Origin of the sequence: Lentzea atacamensis, from assembly GCF_003269295.1 — a bacterium.
In the GTDB taxonomy this organism is placed as follows: domain Bacteria; phylum Actinomycetota; class Actinomycetes; order Mycobacteriales; family Pseudonocardiaceae; genus Lentzea; species Lentzea atacamensis.
Genome location: NZ_QLTT01000002.1, coordinates 907,036 through 925,968, shown reverse-complemented (window position 1 = coordinate 925,968; position 18,933 = coordinate 907,036). Strand labels below are relative to the sequence as shown.

General features: G+C 67.9%; 18 protein-coding genes. 6 read left to right on the top strand and 12 right to left on the bottom strand.

The window, feature by feature from the left end:
- Window positions 1–15: 15 nt before the first annotated feature.
- The 5 genes from yhjD to C8D87_RS13480 form a co-directional block, all read right to left on the bottom strand.
- Window positions 16–1,002: an inner membrane protein YhjD gene (gene yhjD / locus C8D87_RS13495; protein ID WP_112226841.1), complete on the bottom strand. Its 987-nt coding sequence runs from the start codon at window positions 1,000–1,002 to the stop codon at window positions 16–18.
- A gap of 24 nt (window positions 1,003–1,026) precedes the next feature.
- Window positions 1,027–2,043, bottom strand: coding sequence for a tryptophan--tRNA ligase (gene trpS / locus C8D87_RS13490; protein ID WP_112226840.1), 1,017 nt, complete (start codon window positions 2,041–2,043; stop codon window positions 1,027–1,029).
- 27 nt (window positions 2,044–2,070) lie between these two features.
- Window positions 2,071–2,265, bottom strand: coding sequence for a hypothetical protein (locus C8D87_RS45085; RefSeq protein WP_146771696.1), 195 nt, complete (start codon window positions 2,263–2,265; stop codon window positions 2,071–2,073).
- A gap of 122 nt (window positions 2,266–2,387) precedes the next feature.
- Complete coding sequence (locus C8D87_RS13485; protein ID WP_233442077.1) at window positions 2,388–4,856, bottom strand: bifunctional FO biosynthesis protein CofGH; 2,469 nt, start codon at window positions 4,854–4,856, stop codon at window positions 2,388–2,390.
- Between the two features lie 116 nt (window positions 4,857–4,972).
- Window positions 4,973–6,595, bottom strand: coding sequence for a TIGR03767 family metallophosphoesterase (locus C8D87_RS13480; RefSeq protein ID WP_233442076.1), 1,623 nt, complete (start codon window positions 6,593–6,595; stop codon window positions 4,973–4,975).
- Between the two features lie 217 nt (window positions 6,596–6,812).
- On the opposite strand from C8D87_RS13480, the gene C8D87_RS13475 reads away from it, so the two are divergent.
- Window positions 6,813–7,289 carry a hypothetical protein gene (locus C8D87_RS13475; RefSeq protein ID WP_112226837.1) on the top strand — a complete coding sequence of 159 codons (477 nt, stop codon included), beginning with the start codon at window positions 6,813–6,815 and terminating at the stop codon, window positions 7,287–7,289.
- A 57-nt stretch (window positions 7,290–7,346) separates the two neighbouring features.
- On the opposite strand, the gene C8D87_RS13470 is transcribed toward C8D87_RS13475, so the two are convergent.
- Both C8D87_RS13470 and C8D87_RS13465 read right to left on the bottom strand, forming a co-directional pair.
- Window positions 7,347–8,141, bottom strand: a complete 795-nt coding sequence (locus C8D87_RS13470; RefSeq protein ID WP_112226836.1) for an exodeoxyribonuclease III — start codon at window positions 8,139–8,141, stop codon at window positions 7,347–7,349.
- An 11-nt stretch (window positions 8,142–8,152) separates the two neighbouring features.
- Entirely contained in the window at window positions 8,153–8,371 is a 219-nt protein-coding gene (locus C8D87_RS13465) for a hypothetical protein (protein WP_146231701.1), read from the bottom strand.
- A gap of 158 nt (window positions 8,372–8,529) precedes the next feature.
- Between C8D87_RS13465 and C8D87_RS13460 the strand changes: the two genes are divergently transcribed.
- Window positions 8,530–8,841 (top strand): hypothetical protein, encoded by a 312-nt coding sequence (locus C8D87_RS13460; protein ID WP_112226835.1) that lies wholly within the window; start codon window positions 8,530–8,532, stop codon window positions 8,839–8,841.
- A gap of 28 nt (window positions 8,842–8,869) precedes the next feature.
- Here the strand turns inward: C8D87_RS13460 and C8D87_RS13455 are convergent, their stop codons facing one another.
- The 4 genes from C8D87_RS13455 to C8D87_RS13440 form a co-directional block, all read right to left on the bottom strand.
- Window positions 8,870–11,500: an AAA family ATPase gene (locus C8D87_RS13455; protein WP_170166407.1), complete on the bottom strand. Its 2,631-nt coding sequence runs from the start codon at window positions 11,498–11,500 to the stop codon at window positions 8,870–8,872.
- Between the two features lie 164 nt (window positions 11,501–11,664).
- Window positions 11,665–11,952 carry an SH3 domain-containing protein gene (locus C8D87_RS13450; protein ID WP_112226833.1) on the bottom strand — a complete coding sequence of 96 codons (288 nt, stop codon included), beginning with the start codon at window positions 11,950–11,952 and terminating at the stop codon, window positions 11,665–11,667.
- Between the two features lie 202 nt (window positions 11,953–12,154).
- Window positions 12,155–13,378, bottom strand: a complete 1,224-nt coding sequence (locus C8D87_RS13445; RefSeq protein WP_109639079.1) for an NADP-dependent isocitrate dehydrogenase — start codon at window positions 13,376–13,378, stop codon at window positions 12,155–12,157.
- A gap of 79 nt (window positions 13,379–13,457) precedes the next feature.
- Window positions 13,458–14,300, bottom strand: coding sequence for an SDR family NAD(P)-dependent oxidoreductase (locus C8D87_RS13440; RefSeq protein WP_109639078.1), 843 nt, complete (start codon window positions 14,298–14,300; stop codon window positions 13,458–13,460).
- Window positions 14,301–14,413: 113 nt separating this feature from the next.
- Between C8D87_RS13440 and C8D87_RS13435 the strand changes: the two genes are divergently transcribed.
- From C8D87_RS13435 to C8D87_RS13420, 4 genes are all read left to right on the top strand, one after another.
- On the top strand, window positions 14,414–15,220 hold the full coding sequence (locus C8D87_RS13435; protein ID WP_112226832.1) for a metal-dependent hydrolase: 807 nt from the start codon (window positions 14,414–14,416) through the stop codon (window positions 15,218–15,220).
- Between the two features lie 91 nt (window positions 15,221–15,311).
- Window positions 15,312–16,808: a PHP domain-containing protein gene (locus C8D87_RS13430; protein ID WP_112226831.1), complete on the top strand. Its 1,497-nt coding sequence runs from the start codon at window positions 15,312–15,314 to the stop codon at window positions 16,806–16,808.
- Window positions 16,805–17,287 carry a hypothetical protein gene (locus C8D87_RS13425; protein ID WP_233442074.1) on the top strand — a complete coding sequence of 161 codons (483 nt, stop codon included), beginning with the start codon at window positions 16,805–16,807 and terminating at the stop codon, window positions 17,285–17,287. The genes C8D87_RS13430 and C8D87_RS13425 overlap by 4 nt, the downstream gene beginning before the upstream one ends.
- A 10-nt stretch (window positions 17,288–17,297) precedes the next feature.
- Entirely contained in the window at window positions 17,298–18,242 is a 945-nt protein-coding gene (locus C8D87_RS13420; RefSeq protein ID WP_109639075.1) for a ribose-phosphate diphosphokinase, read from the top strand.
- Here the strand turns inward: C8D87_RS13420 and C8D87_RS13415 are convergent.
- Entirely contained in the window at window positions 18,219–18,866 is a 648-nt protein-coding gene (locus tag C8D87_RS13415; RefSeq protein ID WP_215732298.1) for a TetR/AcrR family transcriptional regulator, read from the bottom strand. The genes C8D87_RS13420 and C8D87_RS13415 overlap by 24 nt on opposite strands.
- Window positions 18,867–18,933: the final 67 nt, after the last annotated feature.

Here is an 18,933-nt window from a genome sequence, read left to right as displayed (position 1 = left end):
TTCGCGTCAGCAGGGCTACCGCTTGCGCCACCGAAGGCCGAGCAACGCCCCCACCAGAGCCCCGGCCCCGAGCATCAACGACGGCGAGGGCCCGGACCGCACCGACACCACCGGCTGGATCACCGCGGGAGGCGGCGCGGGAACCACCTCGGGCTCCCGGTTCTCCCGAGCGGTAGCCGTCCAAGCGGTGATGAACAACAGGAACTGCGCGACCAGGTTCGCGAACACCAGCACACCGATCACCGACCCGAACGCGGCCGAGGTGGGCGAGCGGGTCACGAACGACAGGAAGATCGTCGCCGCCTGCTTCAACACCTCGAACCCGATCGCAGCCGCGAAAGCCCCGCGCAACGCACTGCGCCACCCGACGGGTTTGCGCGGCAACCGGGCCAGCACCCAGATGAACACCATCCAGTTGGCGAGCAGCGACAGGACGATCGAGGCGATCCGCACCAGCGCGTGCGCCCAGCCCGCGTTCTCGAAGCCCAGCCAGTCCAGCAGGTTCTCGGCGAACCCCGACCCGGCGGCCGTGATGGCGAACGACAGCACGATCGCGAGGCCCAGGCTGACCAGCGACAGCAGGTCCCGCCACAACGTGCCGAAGAACGGCAGGTTCGCCTTGGCGTGGCCCCATTGCGCGGTCAGGGCGTCGCGGAGGTTGCTCATCCAGCCGAGGCCGGAGTAGGCGGCACCGAGCAGACCGATGATGCCCACCGTGCCCTTGGAGTCCAGGGCGGTGTTCACGGCCTCGTTGATCTGGTCGCGCAGCTGCTGGTCCGGCACGGCCTCGGCGATGCTCGCGCGGAGGTCGGCCAGCAGGTCCGGCTGGGACTGCAGCACGAAACCGGCGATGGCGAAGCCGATCATCAGGATCGGGACGAGGGACAGCACGCTGAAGTACGTGACCGCGGCCGCGTAGTGGGTGCCGTAGCTCTCGGTGAAGCGCTCGTACGCCAGCAGGATGTGGTTGAGCCACGCGTACTTCCGCCGCCACTTGTCCACGGTCGAGACGCTAGTGCAAGCGCACTACTCAGGCAGGACGAACCCGATCTTCTCGTACGAGCGGCGCAACGTGACCGACGCGACCTCGCGGGCGCGTTCGGCTCCGCGGGCGAGGATCTTGTCCAGCGACGCCACGTCGTCGAGGTACATGCGGACGCGCTCCTGGACCGGCGTGACCCACTCGGTGAAGACCTCGCCGAGGTCCTTCTTCAGGTCGCCGTAGCCCTTGCCGTCGTAGTCGAGAACCAGCGACTCCACGGAGCGGCCCGTCAGGGCCGAGTAGATCGTCAGCAGATTCGAGACGCCCGGCTTGTTCTCGACGTCGAAGATGATCTCGCGGCCCGTGTCGGTGACCGCCGAGCGGATCTTCTTGGCCGAACGCTTCGGGTCTTCCAGGAGCTCCACCACGCCGCCGGGCACCGACTTGCTCATCTTCGCCGTCGGGTCCTGCAGGTCGAAGATCTTGGCGGTGTCCTTGACGATGTACGCCTCCGGCAGGCGGAACGTCTTGCCGTAGCGCGAGTTGAAGCGCGTCGCGAGGTCGCGGGTCAGCTCCAGGTGCTGGCGCTGGTCCTCACCGACCGGGACGTAGTGCGCCTGGTACAGCAGGATGTCTGCGGCCTGCAGGATCGGGTAGGTGAACAGGCCCACGCCGACGGACTGCTCCTGACGTGCGGACTTGTCCTTGAACTGCGTCATGCGCGCTGCCTCGCCGAAGCCGGTCATGCACTGCATGACCCAGCCGAGCTGGGCGTGCTCCGGGACGTGCGACTGCACGAACAGCGTCGCGCGGTCCGGGTCGATGCCCAGCGCGAGGAGCTGGGCCGCCGAAACGCGCGTGTTCTGGCGCAGTTCCTTCGGGTTCTGCTCCACGGTGATCGCGTGCAGGTCGACGACGCAGTAGAACGCGTCGTGCTCCTCCTGCAGCGCGACCCACTGCCGCACCGCACCCAGGTAGTTGCCGAGGTGGAACGAGCCTGCGGTCGGCTGGATGCCGGACAGCACTCGGGGACGACTGGTGGGTGCGTTCTCCGTGGACACGAACGAAATCTTCTCAGACCAGGCGAATCAGTTCTGCGCGGTGTCCTGCGGAACCAGGTCGATGCGCTGGTTCGCCGCCGTGACCGGGGCCGGCCTGCGACGCTTCACCAGGCCGTACACCAGACCACCCACGCCGGCCGTGACCGCGACCAGACCCACGGGACCTGCAGCAGCGGTACCGGTCATGCTGCTCTCGACCGCAGCGCTCAGTACCAGACTCATGCCGTGCACTTGCCGAGCCTCCCCAAGGCACAGATCCACCCCGGAAGGGTGAACCTTGCTGACTGATTGGCCGCCAAGCTACCGATGACCGGTAGCGTCGATGCGCCAAATCAGACTATCGGTCACAGTTGATCGGTTCGCACTCGCCCATATGTCGTAGTCCGCTGACGGGCGTTACGCCCTGCGAGCGAAGCCAGGGTCTCAAGCTCACGCACAGTACGCGCCGACCCGTGTTCGGACCCGGCCATGCGGCTGATCGTCTCCTCCATGAGCGTGCCGCCGATGTCGTTCGCACCGCCGTTGAGGATCTCCGCGGTGCCCTCGTCGCCGAGCTTGACCCACGAGCACTGGATGTTGTCGATGCGCCCGTGCAACGCCAGCCGCGCGAACGCGTGCACGGCGCGGTTGTCGCGGCGGGTGGGGCCGGGACGGGCGACTCCCGCGAGGTAGATCGGGGCGTTGCGGTGCACGAACGGCAGCGCGACGAACTCGGTGAGCCCGCCGGTGCGGTCCTGGAGCTGCGCCAGCACGCGGAGGTGGGTGAGCCAGTGACCGGGGTGGTCCACGTGGCCGTACATCATCGTCGACGACGAGCGAATGCCCAGCTCGTGGGCCGTGCTGACGACTTCGAGCCAGGTCGCGGTCGGCAGCTTGCCCTTGGTCAGCACCCACCGGACGTCGTCGTCGAGGATCTCGGCCGCCGTGCCCGGAATCGTGTCGAGGCCGGCCTCGCGGAGCTCCGTCAGCCACTCGCGCACGCTCACACCCGCCTTCGCCGCGGCGGAGACGATCTCCATCGGGCTGAACGCGTGCACGTGCATTTCGGGCAGACGCTTCTTGATCGCGCGCACGACGTCCGCGTAGTAGGTGACCGGCAGCTTGGGGTCGATGCCGCCCTGCATGCAGACCTCGGTGGCACCGGAGTCCCACGCCTCCTGCGCGCGGTCGGCGACCTCCTCGGTGCTCAACCTGAAGGCATCCGCATCGCGCTCGCGTTGAGCGAAGGCGCAGAAGCGGCAGCCGACGTAGCAGACGTTCGAGAAGTTGATGTTCCGGTTGACCACGTACGTGACGTCGTCGCCGACCACCTCGCGCCGCAGGTCGTCGGCGAGGCGCGTCATCTCCTCCAGGGCGGAGCCATCCGCCGTCAGCAGCGCCATCGCGGCATCGGTGTCGTCGAGCAACGCGGCCGGGTCGTTCGCCGCGATCTTCAGTCCACGTTGGACGTCTTCGGAAAGCCGTTGCGGTGCAACAGGAATCTTCAGCTCGGTCCAGTCGCCGTAGACTTCGTCGAAGTCACCGCGGCGATCGCTCGTGCGGCCCTCGGTGTCGATCGCGGTGTTCAGGTCGGCACGGCCGAACGTGTCGAGCCCGCCGTCCGGCTCCTGCCACTCGCGGCCGACGACGGGAGCGTCCGGGTTCGCGAGGCCGTTTTCCAGCGCCAGCGCGGAAACGTGCGCGGTGAGCCGGGTGTCGATCCACTGCCCCGCCGCCGCGCGGACGTAGCGCGGGTAGACGTTGAGCCGCTCCTGCAAGGAGAAACCGGCCTCGCGCGTGATGTCGACGAGCCTGTCGACCTGCGGCCACGGCTTCTCGGGGTTCACGTGGTCGGGCGTGATCGGCGAGACGCCGCCCCAGTCGTCGACGCCCGCGCGCAGCATCAGGCCGAACTCCTCGCCGACCAGGTTCGGCGGCGCCTGCACACTCACGGTCGACGGCATCACCAGGCGCGCCACGGCGATCGTGGCCGCGAGCTCGGTCAGGTCGGCGTCGGGCATGCCGCGCATCGCCGTGTCCGGCTTGGCGCGGAAGTTCTGGATGATGACTTCCTGGATGTGCCCGTACTGCTTGGCGATCTGGCGCATCGCGAGCAACGACTCGGCGCGCTCGGTGAGGTTCTCGCCGATCCCGATCAGGATTCCGGTCGTGAACGGCACGTTCACGCGTCCGGCATCGGTGAGGACCCGAAGGCGGACAGCGGGATCCTTGTCCGGGCTGCCGTAGTGCGGCCCGCCCTTCTCGCTCCACAGCCGCTCGGCCGTGGTCTCCAGCATCATGCCCATGCTGGACGCGACGGGACGCAGCCGCTGCAGCTCCTCCCAGCTCAGCACGCCGGGGTTGAGGTGTGGCAGCAGACCCGTTTCCTCGAGCACGGCGATGGCACTGGCGCGCACGTAGTCCAAAGTGGACTCGTAGCCGCGCGCCTCCAGCCACTCCTTGGCGGCGGGCCACCGGTCCTCGGGCCTGTCACCGAGCGTGAACAGCGCTTCCTTGCAGCCCTGCGCCGCCCCGGCCCGCGCGATCTCCAGCACCTCGTCGCGTTCGAGGAACGCGGCGGGCAGCTTGTGCGGCACGGTCGCGAACGTGCAGTAGTGACACCGGTCGCGGCACAGTCTGGTCAGCGGGATGAACACCGACCGGCTGTACGTGACGATCCCGGGACGCCCTTCGGCGAGCAGGTGCGCGTCACGCACTTTGCCCGCCGCGGTCAACAGCGCGTCGAGATCCTCCCCGCGCGCATGCAGCAGCACGGCGGCCTCGGTCGCATCGAGAACGGCACCGTCAGCGGCCCGGCGCAGCGCACGCCTCATGGCCGCCGCGCTCGGACGGGGCTGCGATGGGGTTAGCGAGATGTCCACTGCCACGTCAACGACCTTAAGCCGCCGAAATTCCTGATCACGGTGATCGGGGTGTGGCAAGGATTACGTCACCGCACGCTGACCAGCAGTTCCGTGTTCCGGTCGAGCGGCGTTCCCAGCGGGTTCGTCCGCGAGTGGATGTCGTTGTAGGTGATTTCCCGGCACAGGCTCGCCAGCCCCGTGTCCGACCTGTCGTCGTAGTCGACCTGGTACGGCGCGTCGGCTTCGAGGAGGGTCGTGAACAGCGACAACGTGCCGTCCCCGTTGTCCGCGACCTCGATCACGCGGGCGTGCTGCGGGTAGTCGACGTGGGCGGCGGTGTTGATCTCCCAGAAGCTCCTGCTGGGCGTGTCGTGCCGGTGCGGCGTGATCACGTTGCGGTGCGTGTGCCCGTTGACCCACGCCAGCACGTTGGGGAACCGGTGCAGGAGGTTCACGAGCGCGTCGCCGTTCATGCGCGGGTCCAGCGGCCGGCGCCGATCCGGCAGGACGTTGCTCATCGACTTGGACGTGTGGTGACTGAACAGGACGAACAGCTCGTCGGTGACGTTCTGCCGGGTCGGCCTGCCGAGCCAGTCGTAGTAGAGCGAGCTGTTGCGCCTGAGGGTCTTCTCGATCCAGTTGAGCTGGTGCAGCCCGATCGAGCCCTCGGCGAAGCCGGCGAGGTTCGTGGTGTCCATGCTGATGCCGGTCACGCCCGGCGCCATCCGGAACGTGTAGAAGACATCGACACCGTCCGCGTTGGCCTCCGTGTAGCCGTGGCCGCCCGTCGGCAGATGCTTGCGCACGAACTCACCGGTGTCGAACAACCTGCGGCGCTCGTCCGGCGTGACGGTGCGGACGACACCGCCGCTCGCGAGGATGGCGAGCGCCTCGGGAAGCGCCGCGGGATCGCTGAACGCCCGCGCGACCTTCGCGTTCTGCACGGGGTCGCCGAACCCGACGATCTTCTTGCGCCCGGTGTACCAGCTGTCGAGGAGCCCGTCCGGCAGCGAGCCGACCACGCTGTCGTCGTGGTTGCCGATCGTGCAGTACCAGGGGATGTCCAGGCCGGGGCTGGTGAACTCGCGGACCGCCGCGTCGAGCAGCCCGTCGAGCTGCGGGAAACCTTTTGCCTTGTAGTCGTCCGTGCTGCTGAGGTCCGGCTGCCAGAACGTGCTGATGCCCGCGTTCTGCACGCCTTCGTACCTGGAGTCGCCGGTGTTCGGGACGATCCGGCCGCCGTTCAGGACCGTCAGGAACCAGTCGAGCTCGATGTGCTCGTGGTTGTCGGTGTTGTCGCCGGTCGTCATGACGAAGTCGAACGGCCTGCCGGTCAGCGGGCCGCGCTTGACCGCGTTGACGCGCCTGACGAGCGATGTCGACCCCTGCGCGGTGAGCGTCTCCTGCGGCCGGTGCGCGCCCGATCCGATGATCGGGTGGAGGTACTCGAACCGCAGCGGGCTCTGCGCGTCGCAGATGTGCATGTCGCTGAACTGAACGAAGCTGGCGAGTGCCTGGCGCCGTGCTTCCCTGCCCGCCTTGGCCGCGATCAGGTCGTTGCGCACGACGGTCGGCCAGCCCGGTCCGGCCGCGAGCCTGCGGTAGCCGCTGGCGCCGATCGGCGCGGCCGTGACGTCGAGCGTGGTGCCCGCGGTGAACGCAAACGCTTGGCGGTCGAGGAGTGGCACACCTGCCGCGCTTACACCCATCGCCAGAAGGAATGAACGCCGGCTGAAACCCGTCATGAGCGCGCCCCCGATTCATTGATGGTGAATCGTGTTCATGTTCGGGGAGCTAGCTGGTGAAATCGAGCCGTCAGGTGGGCGACAAGAGCGATAAAGGCTGGTCGGGCTGGATCAGTCGGAGTACTGCAACAGAGACTCGCCGGACGACGTTGAAGCATGGTTGCCGACAACTGGGGGTGTCATGGCGAAGGACGGACTGCTGCCCGACCCGGACGACGAGACCTACGATCCCGAACCTGACCGCGAAAACACGATCGCCGTCATCGCGATCATGGGCGGCATCCTGCTGCTGGCCTTGTGCATCCCGACGTTCCCGAAGGCGGTCAAGATCGCTTTCGGCCTCGGGACGCCGGGCGTCTACGCGGTCGGCGACGTGCCCGAGTGCTCGTTCCGCTGCTACACCCGCACCGGAACGTTCACGAGCGACGACGGCAAAGTCACGCGCACGGGCGTACACGTGCGCAATGGTCTGCCGCGCGGGCTGAAGCAGGGCGACAGCGTGCGTGCGTTCGACATCGGCACTCCGGGCGAGGTCTTCACGAACGAGGGGCAGGGCGGTTATCCGTACGCGCTGCCGATCATGTTCGGCCCGCTGGGACTGATCGGGCTCGGGCTCGGGCTGCAGCACGTCCGGGCATCCTCGATGCGGCGCGGGTAGCCGGAGCAGAGGCCGGCACGTCCACTTCACCGAGGACGGCGCGCCCCTGGTCCAGCATCAGTCGGCGTAGACGACGGTGACCGGGGCGTGGTCCGACCAGCGCTCGGCGTACGTCGCCGCCCGCTCGACCACCGCCGAAGCAGCCCGAGCCGCGAGCCCGTCCGTCGCGACGTGGTAGTCGATGCGCCAGCCCGAGTCGTTGTCGAAGGCCTTGCCGCGGTACGACCACCACGAGTACGGCCCGGCCACGTCGGGGTGCAGCGCGCGCACCACGTCGTTGTAACCGGACGCGAACACCGAGGACATCCACTCCCGCTCGTACGGCAGGAAGCCGGACTCCTTCTGGTTCGTCTTCCAGTTCTTCAGGTCGGCCTGCTGGTGCGCGATGTTCCAGTCGCCGCAGACGAGCACCTCACGACCCGAGACGGCCGCCTTCTCCCGCAGCGACACCAGGTACGGCAGGAAAGCCGCCATGAAGCGGTCCTTCTCGTCCTGCTTCTCGGTGCCGACGTCGCCGGAGGGCAGGTACAGCGAGGCGACCACGACGCCCGGCAGCTCGATCTCCACGTACCGGCCGCTCGACTCGAACTCCGCGGTGCCGAAGCCGACGCGGATCGAGGAGGGCTCCACGCGCGACATGATGCCGACGCCCGCGCGGCCCTTCAGCGACGACGGGGCGTAGACGCCGAACCAGCCGGACGGTGAGTGGACCTCCGACGCGAGCTCGGCCGGTTCCGCGCGGACTTCCTGCAGGCACACCACATCGGCGGAAGTGGTGGCCAGCCACTCGAGGTAGCCCTTCTTGGCGGCAGCGCGCAGACCGTTGACGTTGACCGTGGAGACCGTGAGCACGAGCGCGCAGCCTACTTGGACGCCAGTCCCCAGGGCTTCGGGTACTCGGCGCCGCAGCCCGCGCAGTGCGCGGTGAGGTCGAGGTAGCCGACGATGGTCGCCATCTCGTCGCGGGGCAGCGCCAGCTGGCGCTGACCGTCCATCTCGGTGTAGAGGCCCTGCCACTCGGGGGTGCAGGAGCACTGCGTGACGGCCTTGGCCCGGCCCCACCGAAACATGTTCCGCAGCATGCCCCAAGTTTGCCACACGCCACCGAAGCCGTTGACCAAAGCAAACCGCCACTTCGGCGAACACGAAACGTTGAAAGCGGGCCCTTGAGCGTGCGGATCGGCATGGGTCAAATTCGAAACGGGCCCAGGAAATCTCCCCGAAGCACCAAGGAGAACAAATGAACGCGATCAAGGGTGTCCTCGCCGGTCTCGCCGCCACCGCCGTCCTCTTCGGCGGTGCCGCCCAGGCCGTCGCCGCCCCGGCCACGTCGCAGTCGGCGGCGGCGGCGAACGTGACCGGCGAGGTCGTCGCGGTCGTGAAGGGCAAGTCCATCAAGGTGCGCGTCGACGCCTCCACGACGGTGGACGTGGACTACGACCTCAAGAAGACCGTCATCTCCGGCGAGCTGAAGGTCGGCGCGTCGGTCGACGTCAACGGCAAGAAGGTCGACGGCAAGATCGTCGCGTCGGGCATCATCGTCATCAAGTAACTCGCGCAGGAAAAGGCCGGCGCCGCCCTCACGCGCCGGCCTTTTCCAATGCCGCCGCCAAATCACGCCGGCCGGAAATTCCCAGTTTTCGATACGCACGCGTCAGGTGCAGTTCAACGGCCCGTGGCGTCACGAACAGCTCAGCCGCGATTTGCCGGTTGGTCAGCCCGTGGACAGCACGCCGCACGATGTGCTCCTCCTGCGCGGTCAGGACCGAACCCGACGGTGTGCGGGCCGGGCGGCCTCCCGCCGCACGCAGCTCACGCGCGGCCAGGCCCATCAACGGGATGGCGCCGCACCGCTTCGCCGCGTCGTGGCCCTGCCGCAACGCCGCGAGCGCTTCCGGACCGCGGCCCGATGCCCGCAGTGCGACACCCCAGTCGACCAACGCCCGCGCCAGTTCCAGCCGTGCCGGAGTGGACCGCAACGTCAGCACCGCCTCCTCCAGCAAAGCGGCGTCTCCAGCCACCACACCGGAAACCCGCAGAGCCACGCCGAGTGGCACGGCAAGTCCCCAGTCTCGCGCCAGTTCCAGCTCCTGCGCGGCCAGCCGCACAGCGTGATCCCGCTCCCCCAACGCCAAGTGCGCCAACGCCGCGTGCGAACGCCACGGCTGTAACGACGGGTTGCGCGCGCCACGGCGTTCCATTCGCCGACCGCAGTCGAGGTGGTCGCGCAACGCCGAAGCGGGGTCGCCGAGAGCGAGGTGCAGACGACCACGCTGGTGCAGAAGTGCTTGGTAGTGCGTGTATTCGGGCAGATCGCCGTCCAGCTCGCGCTCACGCACGAGCCGCAGGGCCGACGTCATGTCACCGGTGTCCACCCACGCGCCGACCAGCCCGGAGACAGCGATCACGAGATTGCCGTCCTGGTTGGCGCCCAACGCATCGAGCCGCGCCAACGAAGCGAGGCCGAGCTGTTCCGCGGCAGGCAACGTCCCCAGCCGCCGCGCCACGTGACACCGCAGCCCCTGCACCAGAGCCGCGCACACGGCCAGATCGCGCTCGGCCGTCACCCGCAGCGCCTCCTCGCACTGCCGGTCCGCCTGCTCGTACTCGTCGATGCCGATCAACGCCACGATCAGGTGCGCGAACGAGAACTGGTCGATCAGGTCGCGCCCGACCTGCAGCGGCAACGACGACTGCACGCGCCGCCGCGTCTCCCCGAGGTTCACGCCGACGGAAGCACCGCGGTACGCCAGCAACGCGTTCAGGAACCGCTCGTTGCGCGCCGAGGTCATCCGCGCACCGCACAACCGCGCGATCCGCGTCTCCACCTCGCCGGAGAAGAACGACTCCTCCAGACCGAGCGACAACGCGTACAGGTCCAGCCGCTGAGCCAGATCGGCGTCCACCCCGGAAACCCGCGCGACCACCGACTCGACCTTCGCGACCGCGTCCCGGTACATCAGCCTGCCCGCGAGGTCGCAGGCCAGCAGCAACGCCATCCGCCCCTCCGCCAGCGCGTCCATCGACGCGCTGGCGGCCTTGTTCAGCGACGCGATCGCCGCGCCCGGATCGACCAGGGACTGCGCCTCGCTCAGCTCGACCAGCACGTCGCCACGCAGGTCGTCCGGCAGCGGTTCGCGCAAAAGCCTGCGCAGACAGGCGATCGCTCTGTCCGGAGTGGACCGGCGAGCCGCGATGCGCAGCACGTCCCGCACCCAGTCCTCACCGATCGGCGCGGCCTGGAGCAGATGCGCCGCGACCTCCTCGACGGGCGCCTGGTCGTCGTGCCGGAACCGTGCCGCACGAGCATGCACCGCCGCGCGGTCCAACGCGGTCGTGCTCTGCGCCAACGTCGTCAGCACCATCGGTACACCCGCGAAACCCAGGCCGCTCAACGCCCGTGACGCGTCCACGGCCTCCTGCGGCCCCAATCCCGCTGCCGCGCCGGCCAGCGCCAGGTCCACCTCCCCGAGCACCGCGAACGCCCGAGCCAGTGCCACCACCTGCGGCCCGGCCTGCGCGAGCCGGGCGACCAGCTCGCCGGACCGTTCCCCGAGGTCGCGAGGACGCAGCCCCAGGAGGTACGGGTTGCCGCGGGTCGCCACCCGCCAGTCGGCGACCACCTCGTCGGTGACACCGCTCGAGAAGATCGTCCGCAGGAACCGGCCACACGCCTGCTGGTCAAGCCCTGCGAGCCGGATCCGTCGCGCGTCACCGACCACCTCGCGCAGCAACGGCGTCGCGTCCACGGCCAGACCGCGCGTCACGACCACGGCCACGGGCAGCTCGCCCAGTCGTCTTCGCAGGTAGGACAGGAAGTTCAACGACGGCGCGTCGGCCTGCTCCACGTCGTCCACGGCGAGCAGCACCGGAGCGCCCAGCGAGATCTCGCGGACCAGGCGGTGCATCCGGTGCATCGCGGCCTGGTCCGCGGCGCCGTCGAGGATCTCGTCGGCCTCGCTCTCGAAGAGCTGCGCGACCACACCGAACCGGAACCCTGACTCCGACGGCGAGCACTGCGCCCGGAAGACCGCGAACCCGAGCTCACGTGCCATCCGCACGGTCTCGGTCAGCACCGACGTCTTGCCCATGCCCGCGCGGCCTGCGACGCAGACCACGCAGGGCGTGCCCTCGGCGGCCTCCTCCAGCGCACGCCGCAGAGCCGTCAGCTCGCGCTTGCGGTCGGACACCACGGAACTCGTGACCGCCACCCGGGTACGCCCCTTCGCCACACGCAGTTGGAACACGTGGCGGCGCGTTCAGGGCCGTCCTGACTAGTCCAGCCGGGTCAATCCTATGGAGGGTCCCCGGACCTGGAAAGGCCTGACCCAACTGGGAAACACCTGGTATCTCAGCCGGAAATTCGGAGCATCCCTCACTTGCAGGTCGAGTCGCTGGTCAGCGCGACGAACCGCGTGCTGACCCAGCGCCGGTCGCTCAGCATCCGGTAGCCGTTCTCGACGCGCGGCTGGGCGTCGGCAACGGCGTCGCGCGGCATCGTCGAGACGATCGGCTGCATGTCGCCGGGGCCCGACCGGACGTTGAGGACGTCCGCGGTCACCGTGATCTTGCAGATCTGGGCGCCCTGCTCACTGGTCATCTGCTTGCCGCCGTTCGCCACGTACATGACGCCGGCGATGCCCAGCACGCCAATCACGATCATGCCCCTGACCGGAACACCCAACATCGCCAGCCTCCGAATACCGCACTGCCCTGGAGCTGCAGATATAGCGGCTGACTGACCCCTGTGGAGGGCTCGGCGCGGCAACCACCCGCAAGAGGAACCGACCGGGTGACGGGGGGACGGAAAAGGCCACCCCGGCGTGACCGGGGTGGCCTTCTCGACTGCGTGAATCAGGCGAACGTCAGAACGACGCCATCTTCTTCTTGAGGTTCTCGTCCAGCGCGGCGAGGAAGTCCTCGGTGGTCAGCCACGCCTGGTCCTTGCCGACCAGCAGGGCCAGGTCCTTGGTCATCTGACCGGCCTCGACAGTCTCGATCACGACCTCCTCGAGCGCCTCGGCGAAGCGGATCACCTCGGGGGTGTTGTCCAGCTTGCCGCGGTGCATGAGGCCGCGGGTCCACGCGAAGATCGACGCGATCGGGTTCGTCGACGTGGGCTTGCCTGCCTGGTGCTGGCGGAAGTGACGCGTCACGGTGCCGTGCGCGGCCTCGGCCTCGACGGTCTTGCCGTCCGGCGTCATCAGGACCGACGTCATCAGGCCGAGCGAGCCGAAGCCCTGCGCGACCGTGTCGGACTGGACGTCACCGTCGTAGTTCTTGCACGCCCAGACGTAGCCGCCCTCCCACTTCATGGCCGCGGCGACCATGTCGTCGATGAGGCGGTGCTCGTAGGTGAGGCCCTTGGCGTCGAACTCCGCCTTGAACTCCTCGTCGAACACGCGCTGGAAGATGTCCTTGAAGGCGCCGTCGTAGGCCTTCAGGATCGTGTTCTTCGTGGACATGTAGACGGGGTAGCCCCGCTGCAGGCCGTAGGAGAACGAGGCGCGGGCGAAGTCCTCGATGGACTTGTTGTAGTTGTACATGCCCATCGCCACACCGCCCTCCGCCGGGAACTCGGTGACGACGTGCTCGATCGGCTCCGAGCCGTCCTCCGGCTGGAAGGTGATCGTCAGCTTGCCGGCGCCGGGCACCTTGAAGTTGGTGGCCTTGTACTGGTCACCGTGCGCGTGACGGCCGATGATGATCGGCTTCGTCCAGCCGGGGACCAGGCGCGGGACGTTCGAGATGATGATCGGCTCGCGGAAGACGACACCGCCGAGGATGTTGCGGATCGTGCCGTTCGGCGAGACCCACATCTTCTTCAGGCCGAACTCCTCGACGCGCGCCTCATCGGGGGTGATGGTGGCGCACTTGACGCCGACGCCGTGCTTCTTGATGGCGTTGGCGGCGTCGATGGTGACCTGGTCGTCAGTGGCGTCCCGGTGCTCGATGCCCAGGTCGTAGTACTCAAGGGTGACGTCCAGGTACGGGTGGATCAGCTTGTCCTTGATGAACTGCCAGATGATCCGGGTCATCTCGTCGCCGTCGAGCTCGACGACGGTGCCCTGAACCTTGATCTTGCCCATAACTCCGGGCGCTCCTCTCGCGACGATGCAAGCAAGACAAGCGTACTGGTAAACCGCCGAGGTGTGCCTGCGACCCTGGTTACACCGATTCAGGGTCGAAGTCCGTCGAACGGCTCACGTGCTCCCACTTGTCGATTTCAGCGTTCCGTGCCTGGTCTGCCATGCGGACCATGTCCACCGCGTCGCTGCCGAGCAGCAGACTCAGCGGAGGCTCGTCCATGGCTACCACGTCGAGCATGACCCGCGCGGCCTTGGCCGGATCACCAGGCATGTTGCCGTGCGCGCCACGCATCATGTCGAGCATTGCCCCGACAGAGGGAACGTAGTCCTCTCCCGGCTCGGTCACCACCAGAGAGGGGCCGGTCCAGTCCGTCTGGAAGCCTCCCAGTTCGACGATCGTGGCCTTGACCCCGAACGGCGCGCACTCCGCGGCCAGCGACTCGGTGAAGCCGCGCAGCGCGAACTTGGCCATCACGTACGGGGCGAGCCCGCCGCCGAACGCCATGTGGCCGGCGGTCGACCCGACCTGCAGGAAGTGGCCCGACCGCTGCTCGTGCAGGACGGGCAGCGCGGCCTTGGTGACGTTGACGACGCCCATGAGGTTGATCTCCAGCTGGTCGCGGAAGTCGGCCTCCGAGCACTCCTCGATCGACGTGACGCGACCGGCGCCCGCGTTGTTCATCACGACGTCGAGCCGGCCGAACTCGCGGACCGCCGTCGCCACGGCCGCCCTGGCTTGCCCGGCGTCGCGGACATCGAGTGCAACAGATCTGACCCGGTCGCCGTGTTGAGAGACGAGGTCGTCGAGATCACGCGGGTTGCGCGCGGTCGCGACGAGCCGGTGTCCGGCGGCGAGCACCGCTTCTGCGGTCTTGCGGCCGATGCCGCGGGAACTGCCGGTGATGAGCCAAACCTGCGCCATGTCCGTGCTCCTTGCAGAGGAGTTGGTTGTCCGGAGATATGGAGATTCGGCTCGGGCACCTGATACCTGCGGCTACTGTTTTCACCATCGGGTGATCATCAGAAGGGACGTAAGTGTCAACTGGGCCAACACATGCGATGAGCGGGCTGCTCGCCTGGAGCGCCGTCACCGCACTCGCATCGAGTCACCCGATCGGCCAGCTCTCGCCGCAGAGCTGGGCCGTTGGCGCGGTTCTCGCCACCGGAGCGGCACTCCTGCCGGATCTCGACCACCCCGGTTCGACCATCTCGCGCACGTTCGGAGCACTGAGCAGCGGGCTGTCCGCCGGCATCAACGCGTTGAGCGGCTTCGTGTACCGGACAACGAGAACGAAGAAGGATTCCAAGCGAGACGGCGGACATCGCGGTCTCACGCACACGCTCGTCTTCGCGTTGTTCGCCGCGGTCTTCACCACCGCGGTCGTGCAGAACAGCCAGAAGTGGGCGCTGCCGGTGCTGATGTTCGTGTTCGCCGGTCTCGCGGTGCGCGGCATCATGAACGACTGGTGCCCCAAGCAGGACGCGTTGCTGATCACCGTCGTGTCCGCGGGGATCACGTGGGCGATGATCGCGTGGACCTCCCAGTCGAACGCGTCCGCCGCGGCGTGCGGAATCGCGGTCGGCGTCGGCTGTTTCGCGCACTACATCGGCGATGCGATCACCGAGCAGGGCTGTCCGATCCTCTGGCCGGTTCCGATCATGGGCAAGACGTGGTTCCCCGTGGCGCCGCCGAAGATCATGCGGATGAAGACCGGTGGCGTCGTCGAGATGGCCATCGTCGGTCCCGTCGTGACGATCCTGTCGGTGTGGCTCGGACTCGCGGCCCTGCAGGCCACTGGCGCGCTGCCGTTCCTCGACTGGGTGGACCTGTTGCCGATCTAGTGTTCTTGCTCCATCCATTCAGCGGCTACCTGCGCCTCACCCGATCGGTCTAGCCTCCACGAACCCCGACCAGTCGTGTGGAGGATCAGCCGTGTCCGACGTAGCCCGCAGACGCTTCCTGCAGGGAGCGGGTGCACTGGGTGCAGCGGGTGTGCTCGGCGCTGGACGTGCCTCCGCATCGTCGCGCTACCACTGGCTTTCCGGCGACCACCACACGCACACGCAGTACTCGTACGACGGCATGTACACCATCGAGCAGCAGATCCGCGGTGCGTTGCGGCACGGCACGGACTGGCTGGTGATCACCGACCACGGACACGCGTCGCACGAGGCGCATTCCGTTGAGGCAACGGCCGCCGACATCCGCAGGGCACAGCGGAAGTTCCCGCAACTGCTGCTGTGGCAAGGGATGGAGTGGAACGGCCCCGGCGCCGAGCACGCGACCCTCTTCTTCGAGGACTGCCACGACGAGGCCGGTGTGCTGCGCGACTTCGAGCGGCAGTTCGACTGGCGGCTGAACGGGCAGGAAGCTTCCAGTCCCGCCAACGAGAAGAAGGCTCTGGACGCGATCCGCTGGCTGCAGACCAAGATCCGCAACGGCACCATGAAGTCCGCTCTGGTGTTCGTCAACCACCCGATGCGCAACGGCCGCGTGGCGCCCCATGAACTGCGGAACATGCGCGACCTGGCGCCCGACACCGTTGTCGGCATGGAGAGTGCGCCCGGCGCGCAGGGTGACGGCGATCCGTTGCGCGGCCCCGGCGGGTACGCGAACAGTCCCGGCTCGAACTCCTACGCGGCCTACCCGCAGGAGGCCTACAAGACCTACGGCGGCTTCGACTGGATGACGGCGAAGCTCGGTGGCGTGTGGGACTCGCTGCTCGCCGAGGGCCTCGGCTGGTGGATCACGTCGAACTCCGACTCGCACTTCAACTCGCGCGACACGATCGTCCGCGTGCCGGAGCCGGGAAACCAGTTCGATCTCCACGGCAAGCACCTCGACCCGGTGGACTCCGGCCCGCCGCAGGTCCAGCCGCCCTATGTCGACTTCTTCCCCTGTGAATCTTCACGGACCGCCGTCGGTGCGACCCGGCGGACGCGGGGCGCCGTGATGGAGGGTCTGCGGGCCGGACGGGCATGGGTTTCGCACGGCGGGCTGGTCGACGACCTGTGGTTCAGCGTCCACGGTTCCAGCGGTTCCGCCGGCCTCGGTGAGCGGCTGTGCGTGCGGCGTGGATCCACCGTGACGGTGCAGGTCAAGGCCCGTTTGGCGACACGCCCGAACAGCGCGGGATTCGTGCCGCGCCTGTGCCGTTTGGACCTCGTCAAAGGCCTGGTAACCGGTCCGGCGTCGCCCGAAACGTTGTCGACGCCACATGTGAACGTCGAGCAATCCTACGAGCCGCGCTGGCACTATGCGGTCTTCACGCACACGTTCCGCAATGTCCGAGAGCCTTTTTACCTCCGATTGCGCGGAACCGACGGCAACCGCGGCGCGTTCGAACCGCAGGCGGACACTCCGGGAGCCGCGAACCCGTGGGAGGACCTGTGGTGCTACACCAACCCGATCTTCGTGGAGGTCAGGTGACCAGCACCTTCGTCGGCATCGACGCCGGCTACGAGAACCGCTGGGAAGCGGAGAAGATCGCGCTGGAGCTGCACGACACCGTGCTGACCACGGCCAGGACGGTCGTGGTGCACGAGGTCGAGTCGCACTACGCGATGTCCTTCCTGCTGCCGGTGCCCCCGTCCGACGCGGTGGTGAACTCACTGGTCGAGCAGGGCTTCGGGGTAGCGGTGCGCAGTGCCTCGTCGGGGCGTCTCGCGGGACCGGACGCGCTGCGAGCAGGCGCCTCCACCGCCGCCGAGGCCCACCAGTACCGCCGCGAAGGGCGTGCTCTGCGGTTCCAGGGCCAACGCTCGTTGCGCGGCCGTCACGGTGTTTCGGACATCCTCGCGTTCACCGCGATCGAGGCCGTCTTACCGCGTGGCACGCACACGGTCGACACACGCGGGAACCTGACACCGTTCTTCCAGGACGGCAAGTTGGTGCTGGTCATCGACTAAGTTCGTCGATGTGCGTGACATCGCTGTCTTCAGTGGTTCTGCCCATCCCGCTCTCGCCGAGGAGATCTGCCGTCATCTCGGCGTCGACCTGTCACCCAGCCGCCTGACCCGGTTCGCCAACGACTGTCTCGAGGTGCAGCTGCAGGCGAACTGCCGGGAGCGGGACGTGTTCCTGATCCAGCCACTGGTGCCGCCGGTGCAGGAACATCTCGTCGAACTGCTGCTGATGCTGGACGCTGCCCGTGGCGCTTCGGCGGCGCGCACGACCGTTGTGCTGCCGCACTATGCCTATGCACGCTCGGACAAGAAGGACGCACCGCGAATCTCCATCGGCGGACGGCTGGTCGCCGACCTGATGGTGGCCGCCGGCGCATCACGCGTCCTGGCGATGACGTTGCACTCTCCGCAGGTGCACGGATTCTTCTCGGTGCCTGTTGATCACCTGCACGCGTTGCGGGAGCTGGCCGCACACTTCTCCCAGTACGACCTGACGAACACCGTCGTGGTGTCGCCGGACCTCGGGAACGCCAAGGAGGCGGCGCACTTCGCGCGGATCCTCGGCCTGCCGGTCGCGGCCGGCGCCAAGCAGCGGTTCGCCGACGACAACGTGCAGATCTCGACCGTGATCGGTGACGTCACCGGGCGCGATGTGATCGTCCTGGACGACGAGATCGCCAAGGGATCGACTGTCATCGAGTTGCTGGACAAGCTGCGGGAGCGTGGAGCCGGGTCGATCCGGGTCGCCTGCACGCACGGGCTGTTCTCGTCCGGTGCGCTGGACCGGTTGCAGGCGTTCGACGACGTGCTCGAGATCGTCGCGACGAACACCGTTCCGATCCCTTCGGACAAGATCGTGCCGAAGCTGAAGGTGCTGTCGATCGCGCCGGCGATGGCGGAGGCCATGCGCCGGATCAACGTCGGTGAGTCGGTCTCAACCCTGTTCGAGGCTCCCTGACTTCAGGTGGGCCAGCGCGGTGATCAGCCGTTCCGCGACGTCGGCCGGTCCTGGCATCTTGCGCACCACGGCACGTTGGTGCGCAAGGCCGTGCAGCCCCAGCCACAACGCCACCGCGTCGCCGTAGAGGTCGTCGCTGTCGTGCGCGATCCCTGCCCCGACGCACGCGCCGAGCACGTCGGCGAGCAGGGTGAGCGCCTCGGCGCCCAGTGACTCGAGCTCGTCGTCGGTGATCGAGGTGTCCTCCACCGATGGCGTCCACAAGCCGCCGAACATGATCCGGTAGCGCTGCGGGTGCTGCCGAGCGACGTCCAGATAGGCGTTGCACACCGCGAAGAGCCGCTGCCGCGGGTCCTGGCCGGCCTTCTCGTCCGCCTCGCGCAGAGCCGCCGCGAGCCGGTCCATCTCCTGCTGGACGACCGCCAGCATGATCGACGGCTGGTCCGCGAAGTGCGCGTAGATCGACGGCGCCGCGATGCCCGCCTTGCGTGCGACTGAGCGCAGCGTGACCGCGCGTTCGTCGCCGCCCTCGTCCAGCAGGGCAATCGCCGCGGCGATGATCTCCTCGCGCAGCTTGCCGCCCTCGCCCCGGCGGTTGCGCCTGCGTGGCTCCGTGTTCGTCACAGCCGTAACCATACACCTGAAAGTTTATGAGTGTTAGTCTTGCGGTCGTAGACTTACAGTCGTTAGT

Excerpts from the sequence above, each read along its gene's own strand:
- C8D87_RS45085 (WP_146771696.1), bottom strand. The coding sequence starts at position 2,265 with ATGAGTCTGGTACTGAGCGCTGCGGTCGAGAGCAGCATGACCGGTACC.
- C8D87_RS13485 (WP_233442077.1), bottom strand. The coding sequence starts at position 4,856 with ATGAGGCGTGCGCTGCGCCGGGCCGCTGACGGTGCCGTTCTCGATGCG.
- C8D87_RS13480 (WP_233442076.1), bottom strand. The coding sequence starts at position 6,595 with ATGGGTGTAAGCGCGGCAGGTGTGCCACTCCTCGACCGCCAAGCGTTT.
- C8D87_RS13475 (WP_112226837.1), top strand. The coding sequence starts at position 6,813 with ATGGCGAAGGACGGACTGCTGCCCGACCCGGACGACGAGACCTACGAT.
- C8D87_RS13465 (WP_146231701.1), bottom strand. The coding sequence starts at position 8,371 with ATGCTGCGGAACATGTTTCGGTGGGGCCGGGCCAAGGCCGTCACGCAG.
- C8D87_RS13460 (WP_112226835.1), top strand. The coding sequence starts at position 8,530 with ATGAACGCGATCAAGGGTGTCCTCGCCGGTCTCGCCGCCACCGCCGTC.
- C8D87_RS13450 (WP_112226833.1), bottom strand. The coding sequence starts at position 11,952 with ATGATCGTGATTGGCGTGCTGGGCATCGCCGGCGTCATGTACGTGGCG.
- C8D87_RS13445 (WP_109639079.1), bottom strand. The coding sequence starts at position 13,378 with ATGGGCAAGATCAAGGTTCAGGGCACCGTCGTCGAGCTCGACGGCGAC.
- C8D87_RS13440 (WP_109639078.1), bottom strand. The coding sequence starts at position 14,300 with ATGGCGCAGGTTTGGCTCATCACCGGCAGTTCCCGCGGCATCGGCCGC.